Below are 22,449 nucleotides of genomic sequence, written 5' to 3'. Positions count from 1 at the left end.
GGCCGGATCGACCGCCACCAGTGGCCCAACTGTTATATTATATCCAACTAATCGGCTGATATGCGACTGACACGACGGTCGATGCTGGCCTCAACGGGTGCGCTTGCGCTCTCAGTGCAGCCGGCCCACGCATCGACCGTAGCGCCGGAGACACCTGGTCTGTGGGGCGACGGCCTCTGGGGCGAGGGCGTGTGGTACGATCCAGCCCTCACGAACGGCGAGAACGGTGAGAACGGCGATAATGGCGGTAATGGCGGCAACGGAAACGGCGGCAACGGCGGAGGCGGAGGCGGTGGTGGCGGCGGTGGGGGCGGAGGCAGCGCTGTGCCGAACCTCCAGATGCCGTTTCTCGGCACCAGCGTCGAGCCGTCCGACGCCGAGACTGGCGACGAAGTCGAGATTTCATTCACGCTCGAGAACGGCGGCTCGGCACGTGCCGACGAATCGGTCGACATCCGCGCCAACGGCGACGTCATCGAGACGATCGACGTCACGGCCCCGCGGGGCGCAACCCGCGAGATCGAGCTTACGCACGTCTTCGCCGAGCCGGACGAGTACGAGATCACCGTTGACAGCGAAACGCTCTCGTCCTCGAGCGTCGGCTCGGTCACGATCAGCGGCGAGCCGATCGACCCGGACGACGGCGAGGCCGATGGAGACGAAGACGACGATCGCGACGACGACCAGGAAGAGGAGCTCGAGGACGCGACCGACGACGTCGAGACGGACGACGCGACTACCGACGAGCCGGCCGACGACACTCCCGGCTTCGGGCCGGTTGCGACGGTCGCTGCCGGCGGCGCTGGCCTGTACGCGTACTCACGACTGACCAATACCGACAACGACAGCGAATCCAACACAGACGACAACCATGAGTGAAAACTACCCAGACCCACCGACGACCGACGAAGTAGAGTTCCCTCTCCTGAGCGAAGCAGAAGACCCCGAAGAGTTCCGAGACGTGTGGGGACAGGTCATCGACGACCATGTCAACCGGAAACTCGAGGCGATCCTCACCGGAGACGAGGAGATTCCCGGCCTCGACGTCGACGAACTTCTCGCGAACTCGATAGATAGCGACGCGGTAAGTACAGAAGAAGTACAGAACAAATCGAGACAAAACCAGTACTACGTATTTGATGACGGAGACGAATACGTCGCTCTTGGGTACGACACGGAACAACGACGCTATTCGAGCGATGACGTGGCAGAAGTACTTAATCAGATAAATGATAGCTGTACGCAAGCTGGCGGCGTTATTGAGTTTGGCGTCGGTTCGTTCGTCTTTGAGTCGAAGGCCACCCTCACAAAGCCTATTTCTTTGGTCGGCCAGCAGCACAGTTGGGACGCTGGTGTCGGAACCACTCTGACGGCACACGAGGATCTTCCTGGAACGTTCTTCGAGCATCTCCAGGATGGCGATGGCCACGACGACAGTCGGTTTATTTCGGTGCGGCACTTGGCGTTTGACGGAGACGACGGGCGGACTTCTGATCCCGTAGAATATCGGTCTGGCACAGAACCTGCCGTTATCTTCGATCAAAACGGGGACATTCTATTCTTCAACATGGGGTTCAACCAGTTACATCACGACACTTGCGTCTATGTCGCCTCACACGGTAGTTGGTTCGCTCAGTGCTGGTGGGAGGACAACATTGGAGCGACGAACCTACATCTCGATGACAATCGGCACTGGATCACCGACTGTTACATGAGAGAGGGCGATCAGGCGATCTACAACGAGACCAACGACTATCTCTGGATCTCCAAATTCCGATTCCGACACACTGGCTCGGAAGCATCGGTTGGGTCGAGGGCCATCGAATCAAATAGCGGTAAGCTGTGGCTTGTGAATTCATCGGTTGAGCCGGTTGGAGATTATGAATCTATCCTTTATTGTAATGATGTCGACGTGCATATCCGTGGAACAGACTTCAGCGGCGGTGACATATCTAACGCTGTTCACGTTTCGTCTGGGTCGACAGGCGGTCTATCTGTATCAGGCTGCACGTTCTCGGGTTTCGACGATGTTGATGACATAATCTTCGCAGACACGTGGTTCAACCGCATCCACGGATGTATGTTCCAAGGCATCCCAGAAGATGCTACCGGCGTGACAATTGAACGGGGAATGGCCACGATGGTCGGCAACCAGGGCTACAACGCAGGATCCACACCGACAAATTCGACGATGTTCGACGTGACCGACGCAAGTGATGTGGCTGTTGCTGGCCTGAACACGACGAAACGCGTCGAATCGATGTTCGATGGGACTCCAGACGAAGACGTTGGTAACGCTGAAACGTAGTTAGAAATAACATTTCGCCAATGTTAACGGATCTTAAAACTATACTACCTCTCTGATCCAAATCTCAGGAGTAACAACTGACCGGACACATCGAATCCAAATTTTTGGTAATTCTTTTTCGAGGGGGTGTTATCACTGGCGATGTTCGATTCGACAATAATATTATTCCCGCGAGTAGAAAGTTCAAATGCTCGGTGTCTAATCAGATACTTGTGCATTCCTTCACCGCGAAATCTTGGAACTGTCCAATCGGCGTGAAACCATGCATGGTTGGGTTTCAAAGAAAAGTATCCTGTACGCTTCACACTATCTGATTCATTATAGTACATCCAGGCCAAAGCAGCAATTTGACCGTCATTCCAAATGCAAAATCCCTCATGACCAGTCGATAAATAGTGCTTCGCAGTATCCGAATACCCGGGCCTCACATTGTCTATTTTATCAAAGTGGTCCGGTGTTAATGATGATATTTCCACAGAATCGGGTATAGAAAGCCCAGGACTGGACTCAACAATATTGGAAATAGATGATTCATACAATTCGTATCTTTTCAACGGTGATCTTTTTGCCAGCATACAAGGTAGCAGAAATCCAAGCTACATAAAATACGGTAACGACTGACGAGTAGTGTACGCGGCCAGCGATCGATGGTCTGATTTCTGAGAGGTTCAGCGCGACTCGAGCGGCGGTAGAAGGACACCCGATTTTCAGTGAACCAATGCCAATAACACAGACGTACGAGTACACCGGCGCATCACAAACGGTCGACGTCAGTGCCTACGACACCGCCTGGGCGGAGCTCCGCGGTGCCGCCGGCGAAGACGGCGAGGACGGTGACGACGGCGGCGACGGTGGTCCTGGTGGCCCGGGTGGTTTGCTCGCCCTCGAAATCGACGTATCCGATCTCGACACGCTCGAGTTGTACCCCGCCGGCCGGCCGTGGGGCTACTACGACGGCGGTCTCGGTGGCGAAGGAGCGAGTTTCGCCGGTGACGGTGGTGACGGTGCGGGCGCAACCGCGATCGTCGGGGACGGGACACTGCTCGCGATCGTCGACGGCGGCGGGGCGGGAGGTGGTGGCGGCCACATCGCAGCAAACTGGGTTTACGGCGGCGGTGGTGGTGGCGGCGGCCGCGGTGGCGACGGTGGCTCCGGTGGTGACGAGGACGACGAGTACACGACAGGCGACGACGGCGAAGACGCCGACGGGACCGGCTTCGGCGGCGACGGTGGAGATAGTGGTCTGGGTGGCGATAACGGCGATCCCGGCGACGCCGGCGGCGTGGAAGTCCTGGATAGTAGAGTCACCGTACACGACAGCGAGGACGGCGGCAGCCCCGTTGACGAGGGCGAAATCGAGATCACAGAGGCGATCGCCCCGCGAGCGTCGTGGGTGCCGACGATCGACGACCTCTCAGTCGTGGACGCGACCACGGTCGACCTCGAGTGGACGTACGACGACAGCGATCTCGACGGGAACGAAGACGTCGAGATCTGGATCCGGTATCCGACGACCGACGGCGACGAGTTTCGCGACGATTACGAGCTCGTCAAGACGTTGTCGGCCAACACGACCAGCCACACGCTCGAGGGCGTCAACAACGGACGCGAGTTCGAGATCGTCGTTGCGGTCAACGCCGACGGATCGATCGCGCCGTCCGATCCGGAGAGCGGGACGACGCCGCTCCCGGACGTCGAGGGGTTCGTCCTGGATGGATCGGAGCCCGAGGAGCTGGCTGTCGAAGAGATCACGCCGACGCTGAACCACGGTGAGTGGCGACTCGAGTGGCGCCGATCGATCGAGACCGAGTGGGACGACGAGACGACCGTCCCGTACGACGCGGACCCACTGGAGCACGTGATCGAGTCCGTTCTCGACGGCGAGCAGTACGACGTCCGTGTGCGCTCCGAGACAGTGGACGCAACGGGCGCGTGGCACACTGCCGACGAGATTACGGCACTGTTCAGCGCCTCGGATCTCGAGGCGATCGACGTCGACGAAACGAGCGCGACGTTTTCGTGGATCGACGAATCAGTTTTTGACGGGTCGTATCAGGTATGGCTCGGCCGAACGGACTACGACTACGGTGACGACGTCGGTCGGATCGTCACGACTGTCGCAGACGACGCCGAAGAGGCAGCGAACGCGGATCTGCATCCGGAGCGGGAGTACGCCGTGATGGTCCGTGCCGTCACGCAGTACGTTCACGCCGATAGCGAAGTCGTCACGTTTGAAACCGACAGCATCGGCCTCGAGCAGCGCTCTGTCCCGTCGATCGGGTGGCACGTCGAGATCGACCATCCGTCCGGCCGGACGCTCAAGCCACAGATCCTCGACGAGGTTGAGTGGATCCCGGTCGTCAACGGCCTGCCGCGCGTCGAGATCCCCGTCCCGCGAGACGAAAAGTGGCGCTCGGAGGCACTCGAGGACGCCCCGATGCGCGTCTGGAAGGACGGCGTCGAGTTGCCGATCGACGAACTGCGCGGCGTCTCCCGAGAACCCGGCCACTCCGTCCTCGAGGGCGTCGGCGGTACTGCGCTTGACGACTACTACCGCGACGTCGAGTACGTCGAGGAAGACGCTCACGTCGCCGCCGAAGAGTTCATCGAGAACGTCGTGGGCTACACAGCGAACGTCGACGAGCCGGACTCCGATACTCGCGGCGACGTGTTGATGCAGGACGCCGAGACCGAGTCGGAGATGGAGGACGCGCTCGCCGAGTGGCCGTTCGGCGACACGGATCCGCTCGAACTCTCGGTTCTCGGCGAGGTCGAGATGCTGCAATCGGCGTGGTTTACCGAAGCCGAAGACGCCGATGGCGACGGCTCGATCAACATCGACGAAGAGGGACGGTGGTCCGGCGGCGAGGCGGTCCAACTGGGCGGCAACGACGAGCGGACGTTTTCGTTTTCGCCCGAATACGAGATCCCCAGCGTGACGTGCGAGTTCGTGTTCGCGATCCCTGGCGATTCGCCGGGCATCGAGATCGAGTACGAAGGGACGACGCTCGAGGACATCGACCCCGGAATCTTGTCGGGGACCGACGATCAGTACGACCTGCGGACGTTCCAGGTCTCCGTCGACGACGTCGGCCCGGATAACAACCTGCAGTTCCAGATCACGAACACCGGCGGCGGGGACGATATCTATCTCGACTGGGCGCACATCCGAGATGACCGGTTTAGCTACTCGACGAGTGATACCGAACCCGAGGACGGCGTCGTCGAAGGCTGGGAGCAGTATCCCGAGAGTTACGACGTCCTCTTTGACCCGGTCTCCTCGATCGAGCAGGTCGTCGGCGCTCGCGCGGAGATCGACATCGACGACACGTCGGGCGACCAGGCCCTTGCGGTCCGCAACAGCTCGCAACACGACTGGGTCGAAGCGACGAACACGGACGTCCTCGAGGTCGCGGAGTTCGCCGAGGCCGGGCAGTCGATCCAGTTACGCGTGACGCTCTCGCGCTACGATAGCGACGGCACGGAGTCCGGGACGTTCGGCGACGTCTCGCAGGTCCTCGATGCGATCGAGGTGCTTGCGACGCTCCAGGACATCCCCGTGTTGCTGGACTTCTCGGCTGACGAGGACGGCGTCTCGATCCTCAACCGGAAGGCCGACGCCGGCGACTTCGTCTGGGAGGTTCGGCCGGACGGCGAGGGCGGGACGGTCGTCGAGTGGACCCAGCCCGGCCAGCGCGAAAGCGACCGTCAGCCGGATCTGATCGACTGGGAGGCCGAGCGCACAACCGAAAGCGCCTACCAGCACATCATCGTCGAGGGCGACTCTCGAAACGTCGAGGGCGAACTGTTCAGCGTCACCGGCTACGGCTTCCTGACCGGACTCGACGAGACCTACATCCGGCGCAACTCCGAGCGCGTCTACGACCCGGACGACCCCGACGAGGTCTTCGAGCGCAACGTCGACTACGAGATGGTCTGGCAGGAGGGGGCGATCCGGCTGCTCGAGGGCGGCTCGATGGACGACGACGCCGAGTACGCGATCGACTACCGCTACAAGATCCGCGGCGAGTACGAGATTCCCGGCGTCGACGATCCGGCGACGCGCAAGGTCAACATCGCGGACGCGACGACAGAGCGCGAGGCCGAGTTGCTCGCGTTCGGGCTGGCACTCGAGCTCCAGGAGCCCCTCGAGGAGGCGACCGCCGTGATCGACGACGCCGATCCCCGCTGGTCGCTCGTCGAGGCGCTCTCTGACGAGGAGTTGCCGTTCGACGTCCCCGTCCGCGTCCGCGAGATCGACCAGGAAGCCGGCCAGGCCAGTCTTCGGTTGGGAAGTCGGCGGTCGGTTCGCGAGGCCGTCGACGAGCTGCGGACGCGCATCGACGCGGTCGCCGGTCAGCTGTAGTCTCTCCTTTTCGCGGTCTGTCCTTCTTGCAAACTGTGGTTGCGATTAGACAGAGGCATCACTCTCCGAGTTCGAGCTCGTCGACGAGATCTCGAGCGTCGACGTCATACTCTACGAGTTGATCAGCGGCCAACTGCCATGCCCGACTCGAGAGGCCGCGGTCTGCGTCGTCGTAGTGGACGGAGAACTCGGTCAGTGCCAGTGCGACCAACAGGTCGTCGTCGTGTTCGGACATCGCTGGCGTTGGTGCCGCCTTTTGATTTAAACGGACGCACTATCACTCTGTTAAATAAAACTTTGACCAAGTGGACGAAGCCGCCGCTGTCTGGCGGTTTCAGTCGGCACAAAAGGGTGGCTGGTGGTTATGGAAAGCAGGGTGTGGGGGTGACCGTGCCTGCAGATGACTTCTCCGCACCCGTTCGTAGCCCGCTCGAGCGGGTAACGGCGTCACCAAAACACGTTGGCGTTACATGCGCGAGCAAGGTCCGTTGAGAATCATGATGAACCGCAGACCGCTATATAAATCCTCTGCTAAACCCCACACCCGGACCGATCGCTTCCCGTGTGGAGTGGGCAGAATTACCTCAGTCGTTGAGGGATGCAGTAGCTTCTGACAGTGCCCCCTCTTCGATGAGTTCGTCGAGCCGTGCTGCTGAGAGTGCTCGCCGATCCAACTCCCCAGTTGAGAGGTTCACTCGATTGATGAGATAGCCCGCAATTCCGTCTGAGTCCTCGACGAGTGACTGCCTGACCGTGACGAGTTGATCACTGCCGTCGGCGTATTGCTCGCCAGTCAGATCCTTGTCCGGCCCGTGACGTGTATCGGAGTCGAATCTGTCGCGAGCCGGGTCGAACTCGCTCATACTGACGTCGGAGACCGTTTTCGGCGGATTCAGCGCCGGATGGTCCTCGAGCATGGTGGCGATGTGCTCGGCGTGGGCGACGTTGTCCTCGGCGTCGTAATAGGTCTGGTAGCTGTTCGACTCGCTCATATCCAGCCGTTCGCAAATCTCGTCGCGGGCGATGCCGACCTCGATCGCGGCGTAAACCTTGGCCTGTCGATCGCCAATGTGCTTCGAACGGGAGAGGTCCTCGGCCAGCGCCATCGCACGCTCCCAATCGGTTGCGTCCTCGGACGGCCGTCTTTTGGCCGTGATGGTAATATCCGACATGATCACCAGTCCTTCGTGAACGGCTCGTCGATTGCTTCGTCAGGGTTGAAGCCGAGTTTGTTGATGTAGCTGCCCGTCGCACCGCAGTCAGGGCACTCGAGGCTGTACGCACGCACATCGCCATTATCCTTGACGAGTTCGGCCTCGATTTCGCCGCCGACCATACTTTGCAGGCAGTTCGAGCAGTGAATGTCGCCGTCTCGTGTCTTGGCTGGGGCAACCATTGTTCTTCTACACTTGCAACTATACGGTTGCAACCACTTAAGTCTTTGCAAGCATCTGGTTGCAAGACGCCATGCGATGAACGTTCAGTCCCGCCCGTTACGTGATCGGTTTGATTCCCAAGTCTACCACTAACTGAAGTCGTAACCCCACTCGCGGAGCTGGTCGGCGACGTCGTCGGAGTGCTCGAGGCCAACGAGAAGCGCGGCCTCGCGAAGGTCCGCCTTCTTGACTGACTCGCCGAACTCTGCTTCGATATCGCTTCGAACGGATCGCTCGCGGTCGAGCGACGTCTGTTGCAGGTGCAACTGGACCGTCTTCGCGCGGCCGTCGGTGATTCCGTCGCGGTCGTAGATCCACGGGAGACCGCCGGCAGCCGTCGACTCGCTACTCTGTTCCGACGGAGAACTCGAGCCACTCCCACCGTCGTCGGTGTCGACGTCATCCTCGAGCGCTGGTGTCGTCCCGATCGGATCGGGGTCGTCGCCGCGATCGCGATCGTCGTTCTGGTCGTCACCGCCGGTACCGAACGGATCGTCGCCGCTCGCACCGCTCTTGAAGCCGGTCATGCATCCACCTCCCGCTCGAGTGCGCCCGGTTCCGGTGGTTCCGGGGCGTCGATCCCGGCTTCGGCCTCGAGATGGCGTGCGAGGCGGTCGAACTGGGCCAGCGTCTCGAGTTCGTGATCCCGCGTCCGGGACCGGTGCTCGCGCACGTACGTGAACGCCGAGCACTGCTGTTTCCAACAGCCTTCGAGCATCGACGCCCGCTCGCCGATGATCTCCGGTGTCGGGAAGCCGATCCGGTCGACCGTTTCGCGCTGATCACGCGTATCGCTGTATCGGTTCGGGACCGCGACCAGGACGCCGACCTCGATGTTCAGCTGGTCGGCGAAGTTCGTCGCGAGCTCCTCGAGACCTTCGACCGATGCCTCTCCTTTTGCGGACGGCTCGACCGGGATAACGAGATTTCGCGTCGCGTAGATCGCGTTATACAGGTGGTTCCCCTCGGTCGCCGGCGGGTCGCAGATCAGGACGTCGTAGTCGCCGGCGACGTCGGCCGCCTGGAGAACGCGCTGGAGTTGGGCGTGGATGTTGTAGGCGTCGCCCAGATCCTGTGCCTTCTGTTGTTCCCGACGGAGGTGCGTGGCAAGATCGGCCAGCATGTTGTGCTCCGGGACGACGTCGACGCCTTCGGCAGTTCGGATGAGGTCGTCGAACTGGCCTCGAGGCGAGTTGACCATGTGCCGGACCAGGTTGTCGGCGCTGCCGTCGGCGCGATCGTCGTCGACGCCGAGCAGTCGACTCAGACTCCCGTCCTGTGGGTCGAGTGGGACGACCAGTACGTCCAGCCCGGCTCGAGCGTGCGCCACTGCCAGATTCGCGGATAGCGACGTCTTCCCGACGCCGCCGGCTTCGCTGTAGACCGTGTACGAGAGCATGGTTACGTTGATACATCACTCCGCTAAGTAACTTTGTCAGACACGTTATCTGCGTATGATAGCTTAGTGACTTACCTGCGACAATTATCTTAGAATCTTAGATCAGAATCTTAGATTTCCTACTTTCACTTTCAGTGTACTCGTGGCTGACTATTTAGTGCCGATACTACCACGCCACGGATATGTCACACACAACGACCGTCAAGAAAGAGTTGCAGTTTACCGACACGGATGGCGTCCGGATCCGCGGCCAGCATTCCATTCGGCAGGATGGGCCGGACGACGAGATGAGGTACCCGCATCCAGGACTCTGGGTCGGCTACCTCGAGGGCAAGGTGGGCCCGGTGGAGATCTCCGAGTTCGGCGACGATCCGATGTACCCGCGATCGGTCCTCGTCGGCCGTGAAGAGATTCCGAAGCTCGTGGAGGCGTTGCTCGAGCGCGCCGATCCCGACGACGTCGAGTACCTCCGCGAGCGCGTAGAGCTTGCGCTCGCGAATTTGGATGCCGCAAAGGAATAGTCGATCGTGATCTGACTGGCTACCAGGTTCCAGTCCTACGTGGCCGATCGTCACGGCCGACGTCATCGTCGCGATCGGCCTGAAACCGGATCGTCTCGACTGCGGTAACCGTCGCCCGGGCCTTCTTCACCTTCTCGACTGCATCGCTCCGATAGTCGTCGAGCGTCGATGCCGTAATCCCCATCTCTTCAGCAGCAGCCTCTCGAGGGACGGCTTCGACTTCGCGATACACGAACGCCTCCGCCTGGCGCTCGGTCAACAGTCCGGCTTCGGTGAGCATCTCGATTTCTTCTTCGACCGAGAGCATGATCAGCTGTCCTCGAATTTGTCGAAGACGACGGGGTCAGAGTAGCTAAACGCCTCGTGAGCATCCTTCTCGCCCATCTTCTGGTCGGCAAGCGCCCGAAACGTACTACGGAGTTCTTCGCGATCGGCGTCGAAGCGACTCGCCCACTCGTTGATCTCGTGACCGGAGTGGTCTGCGATGATAACGCACTCGTCATCCTCGTAGACGATCGTGAACCCATCCGCGTCCTCGTATTCGGCGCGTTCCTCTGAGAACCACTTCGCCATCTTGATTTTCTGGTTGTCGGTTCGGTCGTCGGTGGCGTTGTTCTGTGCCATCACAGTAGTACAATAGTACGCAACTGTAATAAGTGTTTGGGTATAGAAGTACGCAACACTTATTACAAATGCGTGTGTACACGGTAGTGTAGGAGGAAGCCAACGAGGTGGAATCCTACGGAGAACAGAACAATGTCAGGAAACGACGAATCGGAAACGACGTGCGGGTACTGTGGCAAGGTCTACAACCCGTACATTCGTGACCGATTCTGGTCCGGCACGTTCGTTGTGCCCGACGACGATGGCGGGACGAAGACGGTGGATACGCTTTGCAACGAGCACCACCGCCAGTTCGTCCGTGAAGCCTAATCGTCGGTGAACCACCGAAATTTTTTCGGTGGCGAGCCGGCGCTGGTTGCCTGCCTCGAGTCATTTGTTCTGCCTCTCGTCTTCGCGGATATACGCCGACGCGATCTCGTCGGGCGGGTCGTCACGTTCGATGACCTCGAGGATCTGTTCGTGGCGGACGCGGACCTTATCGTGGTAGGGTTCGCCGTCGGCTCCGATGAACAGCCGCTCTCGAATGCGGACGTCCGGTTCGTCGGACGGCTCGACGTGGTAGGCGTGCTCGGTCGTCGTACCGTCTGCCCAGTGACGTTGCTCGATCGCCCATTCGTCGCCCCAGCGCTCGCGAGCCAGCTGTTTGAGGCGCTCGAGGTCGGAGAGTGGATCGTGTTCGCCTCGAGCGGCGATAGTGAGCGATAACGGGACGACATCGGAGCTGGTGAACGCAACCGTGTGCTCGCCGGCGTCGAGTTCACCGATCGGGACATAGCGCCAGTGTTGACCACGTCGTAATGCGTCCTCGGCGACGTCCTCAACGACGCGCGAGTCGACGATGATCTCGAACGCCGGATGGTGGCCCTCCGGAAGGTCTAAACGATATACGAGCTCGGCGTCCTCAAGGTCCTCTGTCGTTGTGAGCGTGAACTTATGCATCGGGATCGTCCTCTGGTTCGTCGGACTCTGGTTCGGCCGGCGATCGCGCCGCTCGGCCCGCCGGCGTGTCTGGCCAGTCCTCGCGAGCGAACTCTCCACCGTGCTCCGAGTTGATGTGTTCGGTGAGTTCGGTAATCTCGTCGGTCGTGAACGGGCACGGATCTGGTGAGGGGCAAGTGTATTCAGACATCGTTTTCAGTAACTGGTTCGCGTGCCTTTAGCTCTCGTCCCCTTCGCCGCCGAGATCGCCGTGGACGTCCCGGACGTCGTCGATCAACTCCTCGATCCGGTCGCCGGTCTCGGTGCCAGTCTCGGCCAGCTGCTCGGCCGCGGACTCGAGCGACCGAACCGCATCCCGAAGCGAGCTACCGGCCCACATCTCCTCGCCGCTCGTCGCTTCCATCCGTGGCTTGTGGTACTTTTCCCACCGGCACTCGCCGCCTTCGCCGATCACGCGGACGCCATCGTCCAGATCGTCGGGCGAGTCGACCGGGAGGACGGCGGCGATCTGCCGGCGGACGGGCTCGGGAACGTCGCGCCAGTCCCAATCGGTGACGTCACGCCAGTAGTTTCCCTTCCAGCGGTGTTCGACGGCGAAGAGGACGTACGGCTCGCCAGTCTCGTCGTCGTAGCGAATCGTCGCCGTGTACTTCTCGCGACCGTAGCCCATGTCCGCACCCGGATCCGTGACGAAGATGACGTCGATCTCGTGATCGCTGACGCGGGTGCGCTCGAGCTCCGGCTCCGGTTCGGGATCGTCGTCCCAATGGCCGTCGGGAACGGAGTACTTCGTATCAGTCATCGGTCGCAGCCACCTCCTCGTAGGCCGGGACGTCAACGTCGGTGGGTTGGATGCCGGCACCGTAGGTCGTAAGGCTCGGCATCTCGGTGGTCAGTACGTGCCGACACAGCGCCGCCGCGAGGTTGACCGGGACGGCGTTGCCGATTTGCTTGCGCCTGGATTTCTTCGTCTCGGCGACGATTTCGTAGTCGGCCGAGAAGCCCTGTGCCTGCTTGGTCTCCGGCGGCTCGAGGAGCCGGTAGCGCAGGTCGAGCCCCCACGGGTAGCACTCCGGAACGATCAACGCGTGGCGTGCCTTCGTCGTCACCGTCGGCAGTGGCTCGTCGATCGATGCCGATGTCGAGTTGCCGTAGTACTCGACGAGGAACGGTGAGATGAGGTGCCCGTCGTGGTTCTTCGCCGTGACAGTGTGGAACGGCCGGTCATCCGGATCGTACGTCGGGTTGCTGTAGATGTCGCGCTGGGGCATGTTTCGCGGCAGGACGAACGCGTCGGCATTGATATGATGGATCACCCCCCGTTTGGTGAGCGTCGGCACCGGCGCCGAGTCAGCTCGCTTTGCCTTCGCGTGGGTGTGTTGGCCCATCACCATCGGGACCGACAGTGCCGTCTCGATCTCGCCGGTGACGAGGAACGGCTCGTCGCGCTCCTCGAGTGCGGTCTCGAGGTTGGCGACGTCGACGACATCGTCCTGGAGCTCGGCCGTGAGCCTGACGTCTTTGCCGTGCTCTTCGATGTCCCGACGGGTTCCGAACTCCGCGATCGCGTCGGCGAAGGGGTCGAGCCGTGGGTCGCAGTGCTGGCGGATGCCCTCTGCGATCCGTTTCATCGTGTTGTTCGACAGCGGCCGCGACCGCGTCCAAATGGACGTCCCGGGGTCACTCCAGTCGATCACGTCCGCCGCTGGTCGCCAGTCCGCGAGCTCATCCGTCGGGTCGTCCGAGTGCGTGGGCTCGGGAATAGTTGGACGGCGCGTCCGACTTCCCATCACGAACAACCGCTCTCGAGTCGTCGGATCACCGTAGTCCGCTGCTCGGAGGATCACACCGAACTCGCCGCCGTCGTCCTGGTTGATCGTATAGCCGAGCGCCTGGAGCGTGGCGACCCACTGCTCGAAGATTGATCCGTCCTTCGTCGGCTCTCCATCCTCGTCGAGCGGCCCCCACGAGCGGAGTTCGCGGACGTTCTCGATGATGATGTTCGTCGGCTGGAGCAACTGAATCCAGTGGAGGACGTGCCACGGCGAGGCGCGCATCTGTTCGTCAACAGGCTGGCCGCCTCGAGCGTTGCTGAAGTGTGTGCACATCGGCCCAGCGATCAACAGGTCGACCGATCCCGGCTCGACGACATCCGGTGGGTGGAGTTCCTCGACCTTCGCGTGGTAGTGGTCGGCCCACGAGTGGTTCGCTTCGTGCGTCGCGATCGCGTCCTCGTCGTGGTTGACCGCGATCAGGCGGACGTCAACATCTGGATCCTCCCGGAGATCGCCGACGGCATCCGCGGCGCCGGTCGAGAAGCCACCAGCTCCGGCAAAGAGGTCGACGACCGTTACGGTCTCTGCCGCGGCCGCGCTCATCGCGAACCCCCTCCGTTTCCGCTCGAGTTCTCAGAATCTGATTCGAGTTCGACGCTACACTCGAGGCAGACACGAACGTACTCAGCGTCCCACATCGCCCGTAGCTTCTCCCACTTCGACGTCGCGTCTGGATCCTCGATCTCGTCGTCCTCGAGCGGGAAATCCAGCTTGTGGGCCGCGTATCTCCCGCAGTGATCGCCACAACGATCGCAGTGGTTGTCGTGGCGACGTTTGCCGAGTCGGAGTTTCGGCTCGCAGATCGCGTAGGCGACCAGCCTGGCGAGGTGGTAGCGGGTTCGCCAGAACATCACCACTCACCCCCGTCGTCGCGCACACTACCCGACACTATATAGCTCTCACCCGTCACTGGACAAATGTGCGCTACTTTCATCGTAACTCCTCCGCTCGTTTTTCGAGGATGTCCGCTTTGGTCTGATCTGTGAGCCTATCGCTCTCTGTTATTACGACGAGAGATTGGTAGAGATTTACTGCTGCTTCGGCAGTTTCGCGCTCAGTACCGCTCGCACAGTTACCGCTGTCACTCATCGTCATCACCTGTGATCCGCGGCGCGATCACGACCTCCACGCCGGACTCCGACTCAACATAAAGCGGCTGGTCGTGCCCGAACCGAATCTCGATTCTCGAGTCCCCAGAGACCGGAACCGCATCGGCCACCGTTCGGGCGTAGTCCTCGGATACGACACACGTTGCGTCGTCTGCATCCGCACACGCGGTTTCGACGTCGGCATCGAACCGGTCGAAGTACGGCCAGATCTGGGCCATTTCTCCGGCCTCGTCGTCGAACTCTCGACCGTCGCCTTCAACGCGAACCCCGAAGTCCTCCGCGCTGACCCGGACAGCTACTGATGCTGGCTCAGCGACCGTTCGAACTGCGCCGGCGAACTGCCACGCATCACACGTGGCACGGACGTTCCACTCGACCCACTCGAGGAGATCGTCGAACTCCGGCCGGTCGCGAACGCCGTCCGTAGGTTCGCGCTCGACCTCCTGGAACGTGCGGCGGTTCTCGTCGCCATCGAAGATCCAGAGATCGTCGTCGAGCTCGAGTCGGACGTCGTCATCGGCCCAGCGGATCGCATCGACGGCTTCGATCAGTTCGGTACTCTTGACCGTGGCGACCGTTGCGTGGGGCGCGTCGATCGGCTTGCGGACGCGCGTCGCGTAGACGTTCACGAAATCCCGAGCCCGAACCTCGAGATGGTCGTGATCGAAGTCGAGATAGACGACGCTCTCGATCGGCCTGATCGCGTCGACCAGCTCCTCGAGATCGTCAACTGCCATCGTCGCGACGTAGGACTCGCCCTCGACGATCGTCTGTTGCTCGGTCTCACTCATCGCTGCTCACCCCTGCGAGCCGCTCGCTCGATGCGACGTGATGGACGGCGTCGATCACCTCCTCGCGAACGCTCGCACCCCGTGTTTTCCAGTAATCTGCGAGCTCGCGGAACGTCTGCACCGGCGCCGAACATCCCGCTGCGGTCGGGTGGCCACCGCCGCCGAGCCACTCCGCGACTTCGTGACAGCGCACGAAGCCCGTCCGGTCGGAGTGGCTGTAGATGCCGATTCCGCCGTGAGTTTTCATCACGATCGCGACGTCGTAATCCGACGGATGCTCTTCGACGAGTTCGTTCCCGATCGTGCTCGAGCGGCCGCCGCGGGAGTACGTACAGACGACGTCGTACCCCTCGATCGTTCGCGTCGGCGACCGGTTCTCGACTGCGATCTGTTCGAGCTCGCGATCGCGCTCGAGACGCTCGTCGATTTCGGCCTGGATGCCGTCGGGCAGGTCGGGGCCGTGCTCGAGGACGACGCTGATGTACTGCCACGGCGTCTCGACCATGGACGCATACACGTTCAGAAACTCCGAGCGCGGGTCGTCGCGAATCCACAGGTCGATATCCTTCGTACACTCCGCAAGCTCTCGGATACGGTCGTCGAACGGGCCGAGTTCGCGAGCGATCAGCGACGTCGCACACTCGTCGTCGTCGATCTCGATGACGACGCCCGCGTCCTCGAGCGCGTCGAGATGGTCGTCGCTCCACTGGTGGTGATCGAACCAGGTGATCGGGCAGCCCTGGTCGGCGGCGAGCGTCTCGAGGCCGGCGAGCGTGTCGAGTTCGTCCAGGTTGAAGTCGCTGATGTAGATCGGTGTCTCGATCACGCCGGCGTCCTGGAGGTCCTCGACGACGTGTTCGAATCGATACGCGCCGTCGTAGTCGATCGGTTGGACGACGATCTCCTCGCGGGCCGCGTCGAACGCCCGCTGGAGGTGATCGACAAGGAGTGCCGCACTCCCGAGGCCGTCCGCGTCCGTGTGCGTGACGATCACGCCGACCGGCTCGTCGGCGAGCTGGCTCCGGAACTGGGTGCGATCGCGCTCACGGGCGATCGAGTCCGGCACCAGGTGCTCGGGTTTGGGCGTGACTGCCCACTCGCCGGTTCCGAGTTGCTCGCGTGAGAGGAGTTCGTCGTCAATCATCCGTATCAGCCCCCTCGAGTAGCCCGCGGTCGTCAGCTAGCTCTCGCGTCTCCTGGACGACCGACTGTTCGACGCTCGCGGCCGGCACGTCGATCGCGGCCTCGATCGTCGGGACCGTCACTTCGGGGACGTTGACGTCGATCGAGACAGGGATCGCCAGCTGTGTCGGTGCGAGGTCGTCCGGCTCAGTCTTTCGATGGCGGACGCTGTCGTTCTTCCAGTCGATCACGAGAAACAGATCGAACGTTTTCGTGGTCGTTTCGTCGTCAGGATTGGTCTGTGTCGTCATTTGGATCACCGTCTGAAATCGCTTCTTGCGCCCGCTCGAGTGCGTCGCGGGCTGCGTCGGGATCGCCGCGCTCGAAGGCGGCTTCGATATTTTCGAGCTCCTCAACCACACGCTGTAGAACCTCATCAGCATCGCCGACATGCTCTCGAGGGTCATCTTTGAGTTCGTAGAGCCCAGTCGTGACTTTCCGAACCCAGCCAGCTGCGATCAGCTGGTTTAGCGCGTAGTTGATCTGTTGGTCATTCAGATCGGTCCGTTCTTTCAACAGCTTCGGCGTCACGCGACCTTCGTGCAGTGCCTCGATTACATCGTCTTCGTTCGGCGTCGGATCGTAATCTTCGTTCATCGGTTGGTGAGCGATACTCATTACATCACCATGGGTGTTATTACAACTACTTCTACAATAGTCTATCGGATAGTTGTTAGTAGAGACTTTTCTAAAGCTATTGGAAACATTTAATAGGATAGAGAATAGACTATGGAGTAGAGATCGAGGGTGGTCGGGAAAATCCCGGCCGGGTGCCATCAACACCCGACCTCGGTCTGATCACAGACCAATGATAGCTCAAACGCGAACCGACGAAACCGTTTCGGAAATCCGAGTGACTGACAAATGACGCGCCGATGCCGCAAGTGCAGCCGTCCCACGGGTCCAAACCGACGGATCTGTACCGACTGCTCGCTCGAGAAGCGCCACGGCGTTCCGTCGGATCACTTCGACGACGAAGACGAGAACAGTGAGGACAACGAAAGCGACGACGCCGAGACGCGGCGCGTCGAGTGTACAGCCTGCGAGACGGAGTACGATCACGACGGCCAGTGTGCCTGCCCCAACTGCGGGGCCCGACGCCGGCGGTACATCGGACCGATCGGTAGTGAAGCGGTCGCGACCGACGGAGGGCAGCCACAATGATGTACCGCGACATGGACCACGTCTGCCGACGCGCTGAGCAGCAAGAGCGCGAAGGCGCTCGCGAGATGCGCAGGCTCGCGGAGGCTCGTGCCGTTGCCGGGCCCGAACACGTTGAGGGGACCGACGGCTCGGAGATCCTGGTCGCCGACGGCGGCGAAGACGTCACTGAGGATGGCGAAGATCTCGAGCCACTCGACGTCGGTGACTACGTCGTTCCGGACGGCCGCGACGCGACGACGGTCGTAATGTGTTGTTCCGATCGGACCGCTGGCGAGTACTTCGTCGAGAGGATCGACGAAACGGTCGCAGAGTACAACGAGTGCGATCCCGACGAGCGTGTGTACGAGGTCGTCTTCGCGAATCGAACCGACAAGGACCTCGCCGACTGCAAGCGCTACCCCTACCCGCGGTCGGCGCTGACGCTCGAGGAGCGGTTGCATGGTCGCGGAGACGAGAACGGAGGTGACGAATAGATGTCGGCAGAGATCGAAGCCGACGACAACGACGTCGTGGCTGCGCTCGAGGGCGAGCAGGCAACGCCCCTTCCGCGTGCGTTCATCGCCGAAGCGTCCGGCCCGGCCACGGTCGTTCGTGATCGCGGCGAAGTCACCGAGCGCGCAGAGGTCGATCTCGAGATCACCCACCGAATCGAGACGCTCGAGGAGTTCGGCGAGTTCTGGGCGCTCCGGAACAAACGCTTCCCGGAGAACGAGGCGATTGGAACGCTGCTCGAGGTCGAGCCGGACGGCGCCCGGTACGTGATCGGCGACGATCAGCTCGACGCGTGGGACGTCCAGGTCGACGGCCACGTCCAGGCGTTCTTCGGCGTCGGAGAGGCGATCGTCGAGTTCGACGGCGACCTGGAGTCGTTCGACGCGCCGAACCAACGCTTCTGGAGTCGCGTCGCGAACAACATCGGCCACGACGTCGACGATCTCGTCGCAGACTTCGCGCGCGATCTGAAATCGACGTCGCTGTGGGGGCCCGGTGCCCATCTCGCAGAACTCGCCGTCAAGCACGGCAGTCGTGAGGGCCTCGAGAGCTACACTGAGGCGCTGCTCGAGGAGGTGAGCGAGTAATGTCCGCCGTCGAATCTACCGACGCGGACGCGGACGACGCCGAGGTCGAAGTCGAAGTGATCGACGAGGTCGACGCGCGAGCGCTGACGACGCCGATGACGGTCATGGATTCGGTCGGAATGGTTCGCGACGCCGACGGCCTCTTCGAGGTGACGACCGCGTCGGGCCGCGAGTACATCGTCGACCTCGCGGCGCCGGACGATGCACGCTGCCTTTGCGACGACCATCGCTACCGACAGCGCCCCTGTAAGCATATCCGCCGGTGTCAGTTCGAGATCGGAGCCCGCCCGATCCCGTCGTGGGTCGATCGCGACGACGTCGACGAGCAGCTCGGACAGCACGTTTCCGGTGAACCGAGGTGGTCGGCGTGACCGACGAGACGCTCGAGGAACGGTGCGACGACTGCGACTCGGAGCTGATCCGGACGTCCGCCGACGATCCGGTGAACCCACACAACTGCCCGGTCGTGACGTGTCCTGGCTGTCTCGACGTCGTCCGGAGGGAACGACAATGAGCGTCCAGACTGCGAACGTCGGCGCCGCGACGGAGGCCGTCCGCTCGCACCCGATCGTCCGCGACGCCCGGACGATCAACCGGACCGACGCGACTCACTGCGTCCTCGAGATCGTGCTGTTGCCGTCGGTCGACCGCGTCCCGCCGGAGGTCCTGCGAGCACTCGGCGAGAACGATTGTGGCATCGCAAGCGTTCAGCGACAGGGCGACCACCTGGTCGCGGAGGCGATCTAAATGGGGCTGCTCGGAGGCCTCGTCGCCGCCGTGATCGAGAAGCTGCCGCTCGTCCGGCTCGCGGACGTCACGGGCAACGGCGAACTCGAGCTCGTGATCGGGCCGAAGGCGGACACGACGGGCGGGACCGTTCTCCGGCACCTGGGCGACTACTCGTTCACGATTCGCCGACTCAAAATCGTCCTGGGGGTGCGCTGATGCAGAGCCAGAGCTCGAAAGACGCGCTCGCGCCCGACACGGAGTACCAGGTCGTCCGCAGCGAGACGCCCGTCTGGGACGACGGCTTCAAGATCGGCGAGCCGACCGGGATGATCCAGTGCTGTGGCTGCGAGAAGCGCGCATTGAACATTGACGAAATCCCGCACGATCCGGACTGCGCCCAGCGGTGGGCGAAGACGGACTTCTGGCGCGACCGGTTCAACGCCGACTGACTCTTTTGCGGTGAGAATCCGAACACGGAAATTCCGGAAATCCGCCCGTCGGTTTTATCATTTGATGGGTCACATCGGTTATGTATGATTGTGGACAGCGACGTCCTGAACGACGAGCGTGTTCCGGACCGGGAGCTGGTCGTCCACCGTCGCGACGATCTCGAGTCCATCCTCGAGGAGTACCGGCTCTCGGCGCGCCAAGACCCGACACGGAATCTGTTCATCACCGGCCCGACAGGTGTCGGGAAGACGATGCTGGCTCGCCTCTCGTTGCAGCTCATCCAGGAACAGACTGGCGCACGGACGGCGTACGTCGACTGTTGGACGGACTACACACGCTCCGAGATCATCTACGCGATCGGGAAGGACGTCCTCGAGACGCCAGTCCATCGGGACACGATGTCGGTCGACGACGTCCTCCGGCAGCTACGCCAGTTGCCTGGACAGTATCGTCACGTCGTCCTGGACGAAGCCGATCAGATCGCGGAAACAGACGTCTTGCGTGATCTGCATACCTGTCCCGATATTCAGCTCGTCCTGATCGCCCACACCGAAGAAGACCTCTGGGCAACCGTTCCGGATCACATTCGCAGCCGGATCAGTGCCGGCCCGGTGTTGACGCTGGAGAAATACGATGCAACACAGCTGGCCGACGTCCTCGAGGAGCGCGCAAATCGTGCGTTTGGCCGGCGCGTGATCGGGCAAAAGCTGCTCGAACGAATCGCTTCGGCAGCCGACGGCGATGCACGCGTCGCGATCGCGGCGCTTCGCGAGGCCGGCCAGAACGCAGACGGCGACGATTCTGCGCGCTCGATCGAGCCGCGCCACATTCAGCGTGCGATCCCGAATGCGCGGGAAGCGATCCATGATCGGTCAGTCGATCGACTAAACGACGACCAGACCGTCCTCTACGAGATCATCTGCGAGAAGGGCGTGATCTCTCCGGGGGAACTCTACGACGAGTATCGGGATCGCGTTGACGAACCACGCGTCGAGCGAACGCTGCGCAGCTATATGCGGAAACTTGAGCACTATGACGTCGTCGAGAGTCGCGGCAACGGAAAGGCAAAGCGGTTCCAACCCGGAAACGTGGATTTCGAAGCCGACAGTGCTGTAGGCGGGCACTAACAGCGGTATCAGGGATCAACGCGGAAATTCCGGAAAGCCGGGAGCGTCGCTTTTGGTTACATCCCGTGAAAGTCAGGATGTCATGTCGACAACGGCAGACAGACAGCGACACGAGATCGACCTTGCGACTGACCTCGGGGCTGACGTGCCATCGGAGGCCCCACGCCGCGCTACCATCGAGATCGAGGCCGACGGCGATCGGCGAACAGTGAGTATCGAGTACGGGCCCGACGAGTGGGTCCTCGAGTTCGCCGACGGCGAGTGCGTCGATCGCGACCCGCCGACGCGGCCGCTGCCACAGTGGATCAACGACGCAATGGAGCTCGTGCGCGGGGAGCTACGGTAGATGTCACTCCGAGGAATCGGTGTCGGCATCGAGCGGATCGAGATCGTTTACGTCCAGGCCGCCCTCCAGATAGGCCTCGCCCTTGTCTGTGAGACGGTAGAGGCCACGATCCAGTCGCTCAAGCAGACCGTACCGGGTAAGTTCGCGACACCGATCGCCAGCGTAGTCGCGACTGATGTCGATTCGAGGAACATCCCCTTCGCGCGACAACGCTCGAGGAGTCATGTTGCCCTCGTCTTGCATCAACTCGAGGATACGGTCATCGGCTGGCGAGCGCATCCACTCCGCCGGCTTCCTCATCTCGCGGTTAACTCGGCGTGTACCACTCATATGGACTCCGGTATGATGATACGTTCACGCTACTAACCGATAAACATCCCGTTACAGACGGGTTCTGATCCCGTTAGTGGTGGGAAAAGTATTAGGTGATCGAATTAATCACTACATGTAGGAAGTCAGCCTCGCCAGAACATGCACGTGTTCGGGGTGTGGGCGCACCCCGAGGTTGACTTCCTCACGCCTACCCGGGCGTATCAGAAGTCATGAATAACAAGCACAAGGGGGGTAAAAGAGATTACCCCAAAGAGAGCAGGACAGCCGGCCACCCCAGTGGCCGAGATGACACTCGCGGAGCAGGGTCACAGAACACGCCGCCGCGCGAGGACGCGGCCGACGCGACGAGGATTCGGTCAGGATGCGGGCCTCGTCAGTTGCACAGTACGGACACGAACCCTGAAAGCTCCGTCGCTACCGCCACAGACGCTGAACAGTCCGTTTTACTTACCGATGGCGGAGTGGACGAAGAGATTCGGGCGGTCGCGAGCGACTTGACGAAGTTTCAGCTTCGGTGTTTGGCGACGCTCGCTCGGCAGGACCGCCACGGGATCGGGATCAGAGAGGTCGTCGAGGAGTACTACGGCGAAGAGCAAACGCATGGGCGACTGTATCCGAACCTCGATCAGCTGGTCGAGAAGGGCGTCGTCGAGAAGAGCGAGCGCGACCGCCGGACGAACAACTACGCACTGACCGAGACGGGTCGACGCG

At 61.5% G+C, this 22,449-nt stretch carries 34 protein-coding genes; 16 read left to right on the top strand and 18 right to left on the bottom strand.

What is annotated here, in order from left to right; genetic code table 11:
* Positions 1–60: 60 nt before the first annotated feature.
* On the top strand, positions 61–879 hold the full coding sequence (locus EA472_RS22030; RefSeq protein ID WP_165874965.1) for a CARDB domain-containing protein: 819 nt from the start codon (positions 61–63) through the stop codon (positions 877–879).
* The gene (locus EA472_RS22025; RefSeq protein ID WP_124193585.1) at positions 872–2,308 is read left to right on the top strand and encodes a hypothetical protein; all 1,437 of its coding nucleotides are present in this window, start codon (positions 872–874) and stop codon (positions 2,306–2,308) included. The genes EA472_RS22030 and EA472_RS22025 overlap by 8 nt, the downstream gene beginning before the upstream one ends.
* 44 nt (positions 2,309–2,352) lie before the next feature.
* On the opposite strand, the gene EA472_RS22020 is transcribed toward EA472_RS22025, so the two are convergent.
* Positions 2,353–2,883 carry a GNAT family N-acetyltransferase gene (locus EA472_RS22020; RefSeq protein WP_124193584.1) on the bottom strand — a complete coding sequence of 177 codons (531 nt, stop codon included), beginning with the start codon at positions 2,881–2,883 and terminating at the stop codon, positions 2,353–2,355.
* Positions 2,884–3,026: 143 nt separating this feature from the next.
* Here EA472_RS22020 and EA472_RS22015 point away from each other — a divergent pair, with 143 nt between their 5' ends.
* Positions 3,027–6,674, top strand: coding sequence for a fibronectin type III domain-containing protein (locus tag EA472_RS22015; protein ID WP_124193583.1), 3,648 nt, complete (start codon positions 3,027–3,029; stop codon positions 6,672–6,674).
* 58 nt (positions 6,675–6,732) lie between these two features.
* On the opposite strand, the gene EA472_RS22725 is transcribed toward EA472_RS22015, so the two are convergent.
* From EA472_RS22725 to EA472_RS21995, 5 genes are all read right to left on the bottom strand, one after another.
* Complete coding sequence (locus tag EA472_RS22725) at positions 6,733–6,909, bottom strand: hypothetical protein (protein ID WP_165874969.1); 177 nt, start codon at positions 6,907–6,909, stop codon at positions 6,733–6,735.
* A gap of 349 nt (positions 6,910–7,258) precedes the next feature.
* Positions 7,259–7,846: a hypothetical protein gene (locus tag EA472_RS22010; protein ID WP_124193582.1), complete on the bottom strand. Its 588-nt coding sequence runs from the start codon at positions 7,844–7,846 to the stop codon at positions 7,259–7,261.
* 2 nt (positions 7,847–7,848) lie between these two features.
* Entirely contained in the window at positions 7,849–8,070 is a 222-nt protein-coding gene (locus EA472_RS22005) for a hypothetical protein (RefSeq protein ID WP_124193581.1), read from the bottom strand.
* A gap of 129 nt (positions 8,071–8,199) precedes the next feature.
* The gene (locus tag EA472_RS22000; RefSeq protein WP_124193580.1) at positions 8,200–8,637 is read right to left on the bottom strand and encodes a hypothetical protein; all 438 of its coding nucleotides are present in this window, start codon (positions 8,635–8,637) and stop codon (positions 8,200–8,202) included.
* Positions 8,634–9,509, bottom strand: a complete 876-nt coding sequence (locus tag EA472_RS21995; RefSeq protein WP_124193579.1) for a ParA family protein — start codon at positions 9,507–9,509, stop codon at positions 8,634–8,636. The genes EA472_RS22000 and EA472_RS21995 overlap by 4 nt, the downstream gene beginning before the upstream one ends.
* Positions 9,510–9,691: 182 nt before the next feature.
* On the opposite strand from EA472_RS21995, the gene EA472_RS21990 reads away from it, so the two are divergent.
* Positions 9,692–10,030: a hypothetical protein gene (locus EA472_RS21990; RefSeq protein WP_124193578.1), complete on the top strand. Its 339-nt coding sequence runs from the start codon at positions 9,692–9,694 to the stop codon at positions 10,028–10,030.
* A 19-nt stretch (positions 10,031–10,049) separates the two neighbouring features.
* On the opposite strand, the gene EA472_RS21985 is transcribed toward EA472_RS21990, so the two are convergent.
* Positions 10,050–10,337 carry a hypothetical protein gene (locus EA472_RS21985; protein WP_124193577.1) on the bottom strand — a complete coding sequence of 96 codons (288 nt, stop codon included), beginning with the start codon at positions 10,335–10,337 and terminating at the stop codon, positions 10,050–10,052.
* A gap of 2 nt (positions 10,338–10,339) precedes the next feature.
* Positions 10,340–10,654 (bottom strand): hypothetical protein, encoded by a 315-nt coding sequence (locus EA472_RS21980; protein WP_124193576.1) that lies wholly within the window; start codon positions 10,652–10,654, stop codon positions 10,340–10,342.
* Between the two features lie 132 nt (positions 10,655–10,786).
* On the opposite strand from EA472_RS21980, the gene EA472_RS22720 reads away from it, so the two are divergent.
* Complete coding sequence (locus tag EA472_RS22720) at positions 10,787–10,963, top strand: hypothetical protein (RefSeq protein WP_165874968.1); 177 nt, start codon at positions 10,787–10,789, stop codon at positions 10,961–10,963.
* 60 nt (positions 10,964–11,023) lie between these two features.
* On the opposite strand, the gene EA472_RS21975 is transcribed toward EA472_RS22720, so the two are convergent.
* From EA472_RS21975 to EA472_RS22835, 9 genes are all read right to left on the bottom strand, one after another.
* Entirely contained in the window at positions 11,024–11,593 is a 570-nt protein-coding gene (locus tag EA472_RS21975) for a hypothetical protein (protein WP_124193575.1), read from the bottom strand.
* The gene (locus EA472_RS21970) at positions 11,586–11,783 is read right to left on the bottom strand and encodes a hypothetical protein (protein ID WP_124193574.1); all 198 of its coding nucleotides are present in this window, start codon (positions 11,781–11,783) and stop codon (positions 11,586–11,588) included. Before EA472_RS21970 ends, EA472_RS21975 begins: the two co-directional genes overlap by 8 nt.
* A gap of 27 nt (positions 11,784–11,810) precedes the next feature.
* Complete coding sequence (locus EA472_RS21965) at positions 11,811–12,395, bottom strand: hypothetical protein (protein ID WP_124193573.1); 585 nt, start codon at positions 12,393–12,395, stop codon at positions 11,811–11,813.
* Positions 12,388–13,971 (bottom strand): DNA cytosine methyltransferase, encoded by a 1,584-nt coding sequence (locus EA472_RS21960; protein WP_124193572.1) that lies wholly within the window; start codon positions 13,969–13,971, stop codon positions 12,388–12,390. The genes EA472_RS21965 and EA472_RS21960 overlap by 8 nt, the downstream gene beginning before the upstream one ends.
* Positions 13,968–14,279, bottom strand: a complete 312-nt coding sequence (locus EA472_RS21955) for a hypothetical protein (protein WP_124193571.1) — start codon at positions 14,277–14,279, stop codon at positions 13,968–13,970. Before EA472_RS21955 ends, EA472_RS21960 begins: the two co-directional genes overlap by 4 nt.
* A 230-nt stretch (positions 14,280–14,509) precedes the next feature.
* Positions 14,510–15,328 (bottom strand): hypothetical protein, encoded by an 819-nt coding sequence (locus EA472_RS21950; RefSeq protein WP_124193570.1) that lies wholly within the window; start codon positions 15,326–15,328, stop codon positions 14,510–14,512.
* On the bottom strand, positions 15,321–16,472 hold the full coding sequence (locus EA472_RS21945) for a DHH family phosphoesterase (protein ID WP_124193569.1): 1,152 nt from the start codon (positions 16,470–16,472) through the stop codon (positions 15,321–15,323). Before EA472_RS21945 ends, EA472_RS21950 begins: the two co-directional genes overlap by 8 nt.
* Positions 16,465–16,761 (bottom strand): hypothetical protein, encoded by a 297-nt coding sequence (locus tag EA472_RS21940; RefSeq protein ID WP_124193568.1) that lies wholly within the window; start codon positions 16,759–16,761, stop codon positions 16,465–16,467. The genes EA472_RS21945 and EA472_RS21940 overlap by 8 nt, the downstream gene beginning before the upstream one ends.
* Positions 16,739–17,107 (bottom strand): MarR family transcriptional regulator, encoded by a 369-nt coding sequence (locus EA472_RS22835; protein ID WP_207891209.1) that lies wholly within the window; start codon positions 17,105–17,107, stop codon positions 16,739–16,741. The genes EA472_RS21940 and EA472_RS22835 overlap by 23 nt, the downstream gene beginning before the upstream one ends.
* 267 nt (positions 17,108–17,374) lie before the next feature.
* On the opposite strand from EA472_RS22835, the gene EA472_RS21930 reads away from it, so the two are divergent.
* The 10 genes from EA472_RS21930 (at position 17,375) to EA472_RS21890 (ending at position 21,405) form a co-directional block, all read left to right on the top strand.
* Positions 17,375–17,674 (top strand): hypothetical protein, encoded by a 300-nt coding sequence (locus EA472_RS21930; protein ID WP_124193567.1) that lies wholly within the window; start codon positions 17,375–17,377, stop codon positions 17,672–17,674.
* On the top strand, positions 17,671–18,147 hold the full coding sequence (locus tag EA472_RS21925; protein WP_124193566.1) for a hypothetical protein: 477 nt from the start codon (positions 17,671–17,673) through the stop codon (positions 18,145–18,147). Before EA472_RS21930 ends, EA472_RS21925 begins: the two co-directional genes overlap by 4 nt.
* Positions 18,148–18,753 carry a hypothetical protein gene (locus tag EA472_RS21920; protein ID WP_124193565.1) on the top strand — a complete coding sequence of 202 codons (606 nt, stop codon included), beginning with the start codon at positions 18,148–18,150 and terminating at the stop codon, positions 18,751–18,753.
* A complete protein-coding gene (locus tag EA472_RS21915; protein ID WP_124193564.1) occupies positions 18,753–19,124 on the top strand; it encodes a hypothetical protein in 372 nt (123 codons plus the stop codon). Before EA472_RS21920 ends, EA472_RS21915 begins: the two co-directional genes overlap by 1 nt.
* Entirely contained in the window at positions 19,121–19,267 is a 147-nt protein-coding gene (locus tag EA472_RS22715; RefSeq protein ID WP_165874967.1) for a hypothetical protein, read from the top strand. The genes EA472_RS21915 and EA472_RS22715 overlap by 4 nt, the downstream gene beginning before the upstream one ends.
* On the top strand, positions 19,264–19,500 hold the full coding sequence (locus tag EA472_RS21910) for a hypothetical protein (protein ID WP_124193563.1): 237 nt from the start codon (positions 19,264–19,266) through the stop codon (positions 19,498–19,500). The genes EA472_RS22715 and EA472_RS21910 overlap by 4 nt, the downstream gene beginning before the upstream one ends.
* Positions 19,501–19,698 (top strand): hypothetical protein, encoded by a 198-nt coding sequence (locus EA472_RS21905; RefSeq protein ID WP_124193562.1) that lies wholly within the window; start codon positions 19,501–19,503, stop codon positions 19,696–19,698. It begins immediately after the preceding gene.
* Positions 19,698–19,931, top strand: coding sequence for a hypothetical protein (locus tag EA472_RS21900; protein WP_207891208.1), 234 nt, complete (start codon positions 19,698–19,700; stop codon positions 19,929–19,931). The genes EA472_RS21905 and EA472_RS21900 overlap by 1 nt, the downstream gene beginning before the upstream one ends.
* An 84-nt stretch (positions 19,932–20,015) precedes the next feature.
* Positions 20,016–21,059: a Cdc6/Cdc18 family protein gene (locus EA472_RS21895; RefSeq protein WP_124193561.1), complete on the top strand. Its 1,044-nt coding sequence runs from the start codon at positions 20,016–20,018 to the stop codon at positions 21,057–21,059.
* Positions 21,060–21,141: 82 nt separating this feature from the next.
* Entirely contained in the window at positions 21,142–21,405 is a 264-nt protein-coding gene (locus tag EA472_RS21890) for a hypothetical protein (protein WP_124193560.1), read from the top strand.
* A gap of 3 nt (positions 21,406–21,408) precedes the next feature.
* On the opposite strand, the gene EA472_RS21885 is transcribed toward EA472_RS21890, so the two are convergent.
* Positions 21,409–21,705 (bottom strand): hypothetical protein, encoded by a 297-nt coding sequence (locus EA472_RS21885; RefSeq protein ID WP_165874966.1) that lies wholly within the window; start codon positions 21,703–21,705, stop codon positions 21,409–21,411.
* Positions 21,706–22,199: 494 nt separating this feature from the next.
* Here EA472_RS21885 and EA472_RS23195 point away from each other — a divergent pair.
* On the top strand, positions 22,200–22,449 hold a 250-nt coding region (locus EA472_RS23195), incomplete at its 3' end, for a helix-turn-helix transcriptional regulator (RefSeq protein WP_243637937.1).

It is taken from the genome of Natrarchaeobius oligotrophus, from assembly GCF_003841465.1.
In the GTDB taxonomy this organism is placed as follows: Archaea; Halobacteriota; Halobacteria; order Halobacteriales; family Natrialbaceae; genus Natrarchaeobius; species Natrarchaeobius oligotrophus.
The sequence above is the reverse complement of the archived record's forward strand: the minus strand, read 5'-3'. Positions and strand labels throughout refer to the sequence as shown.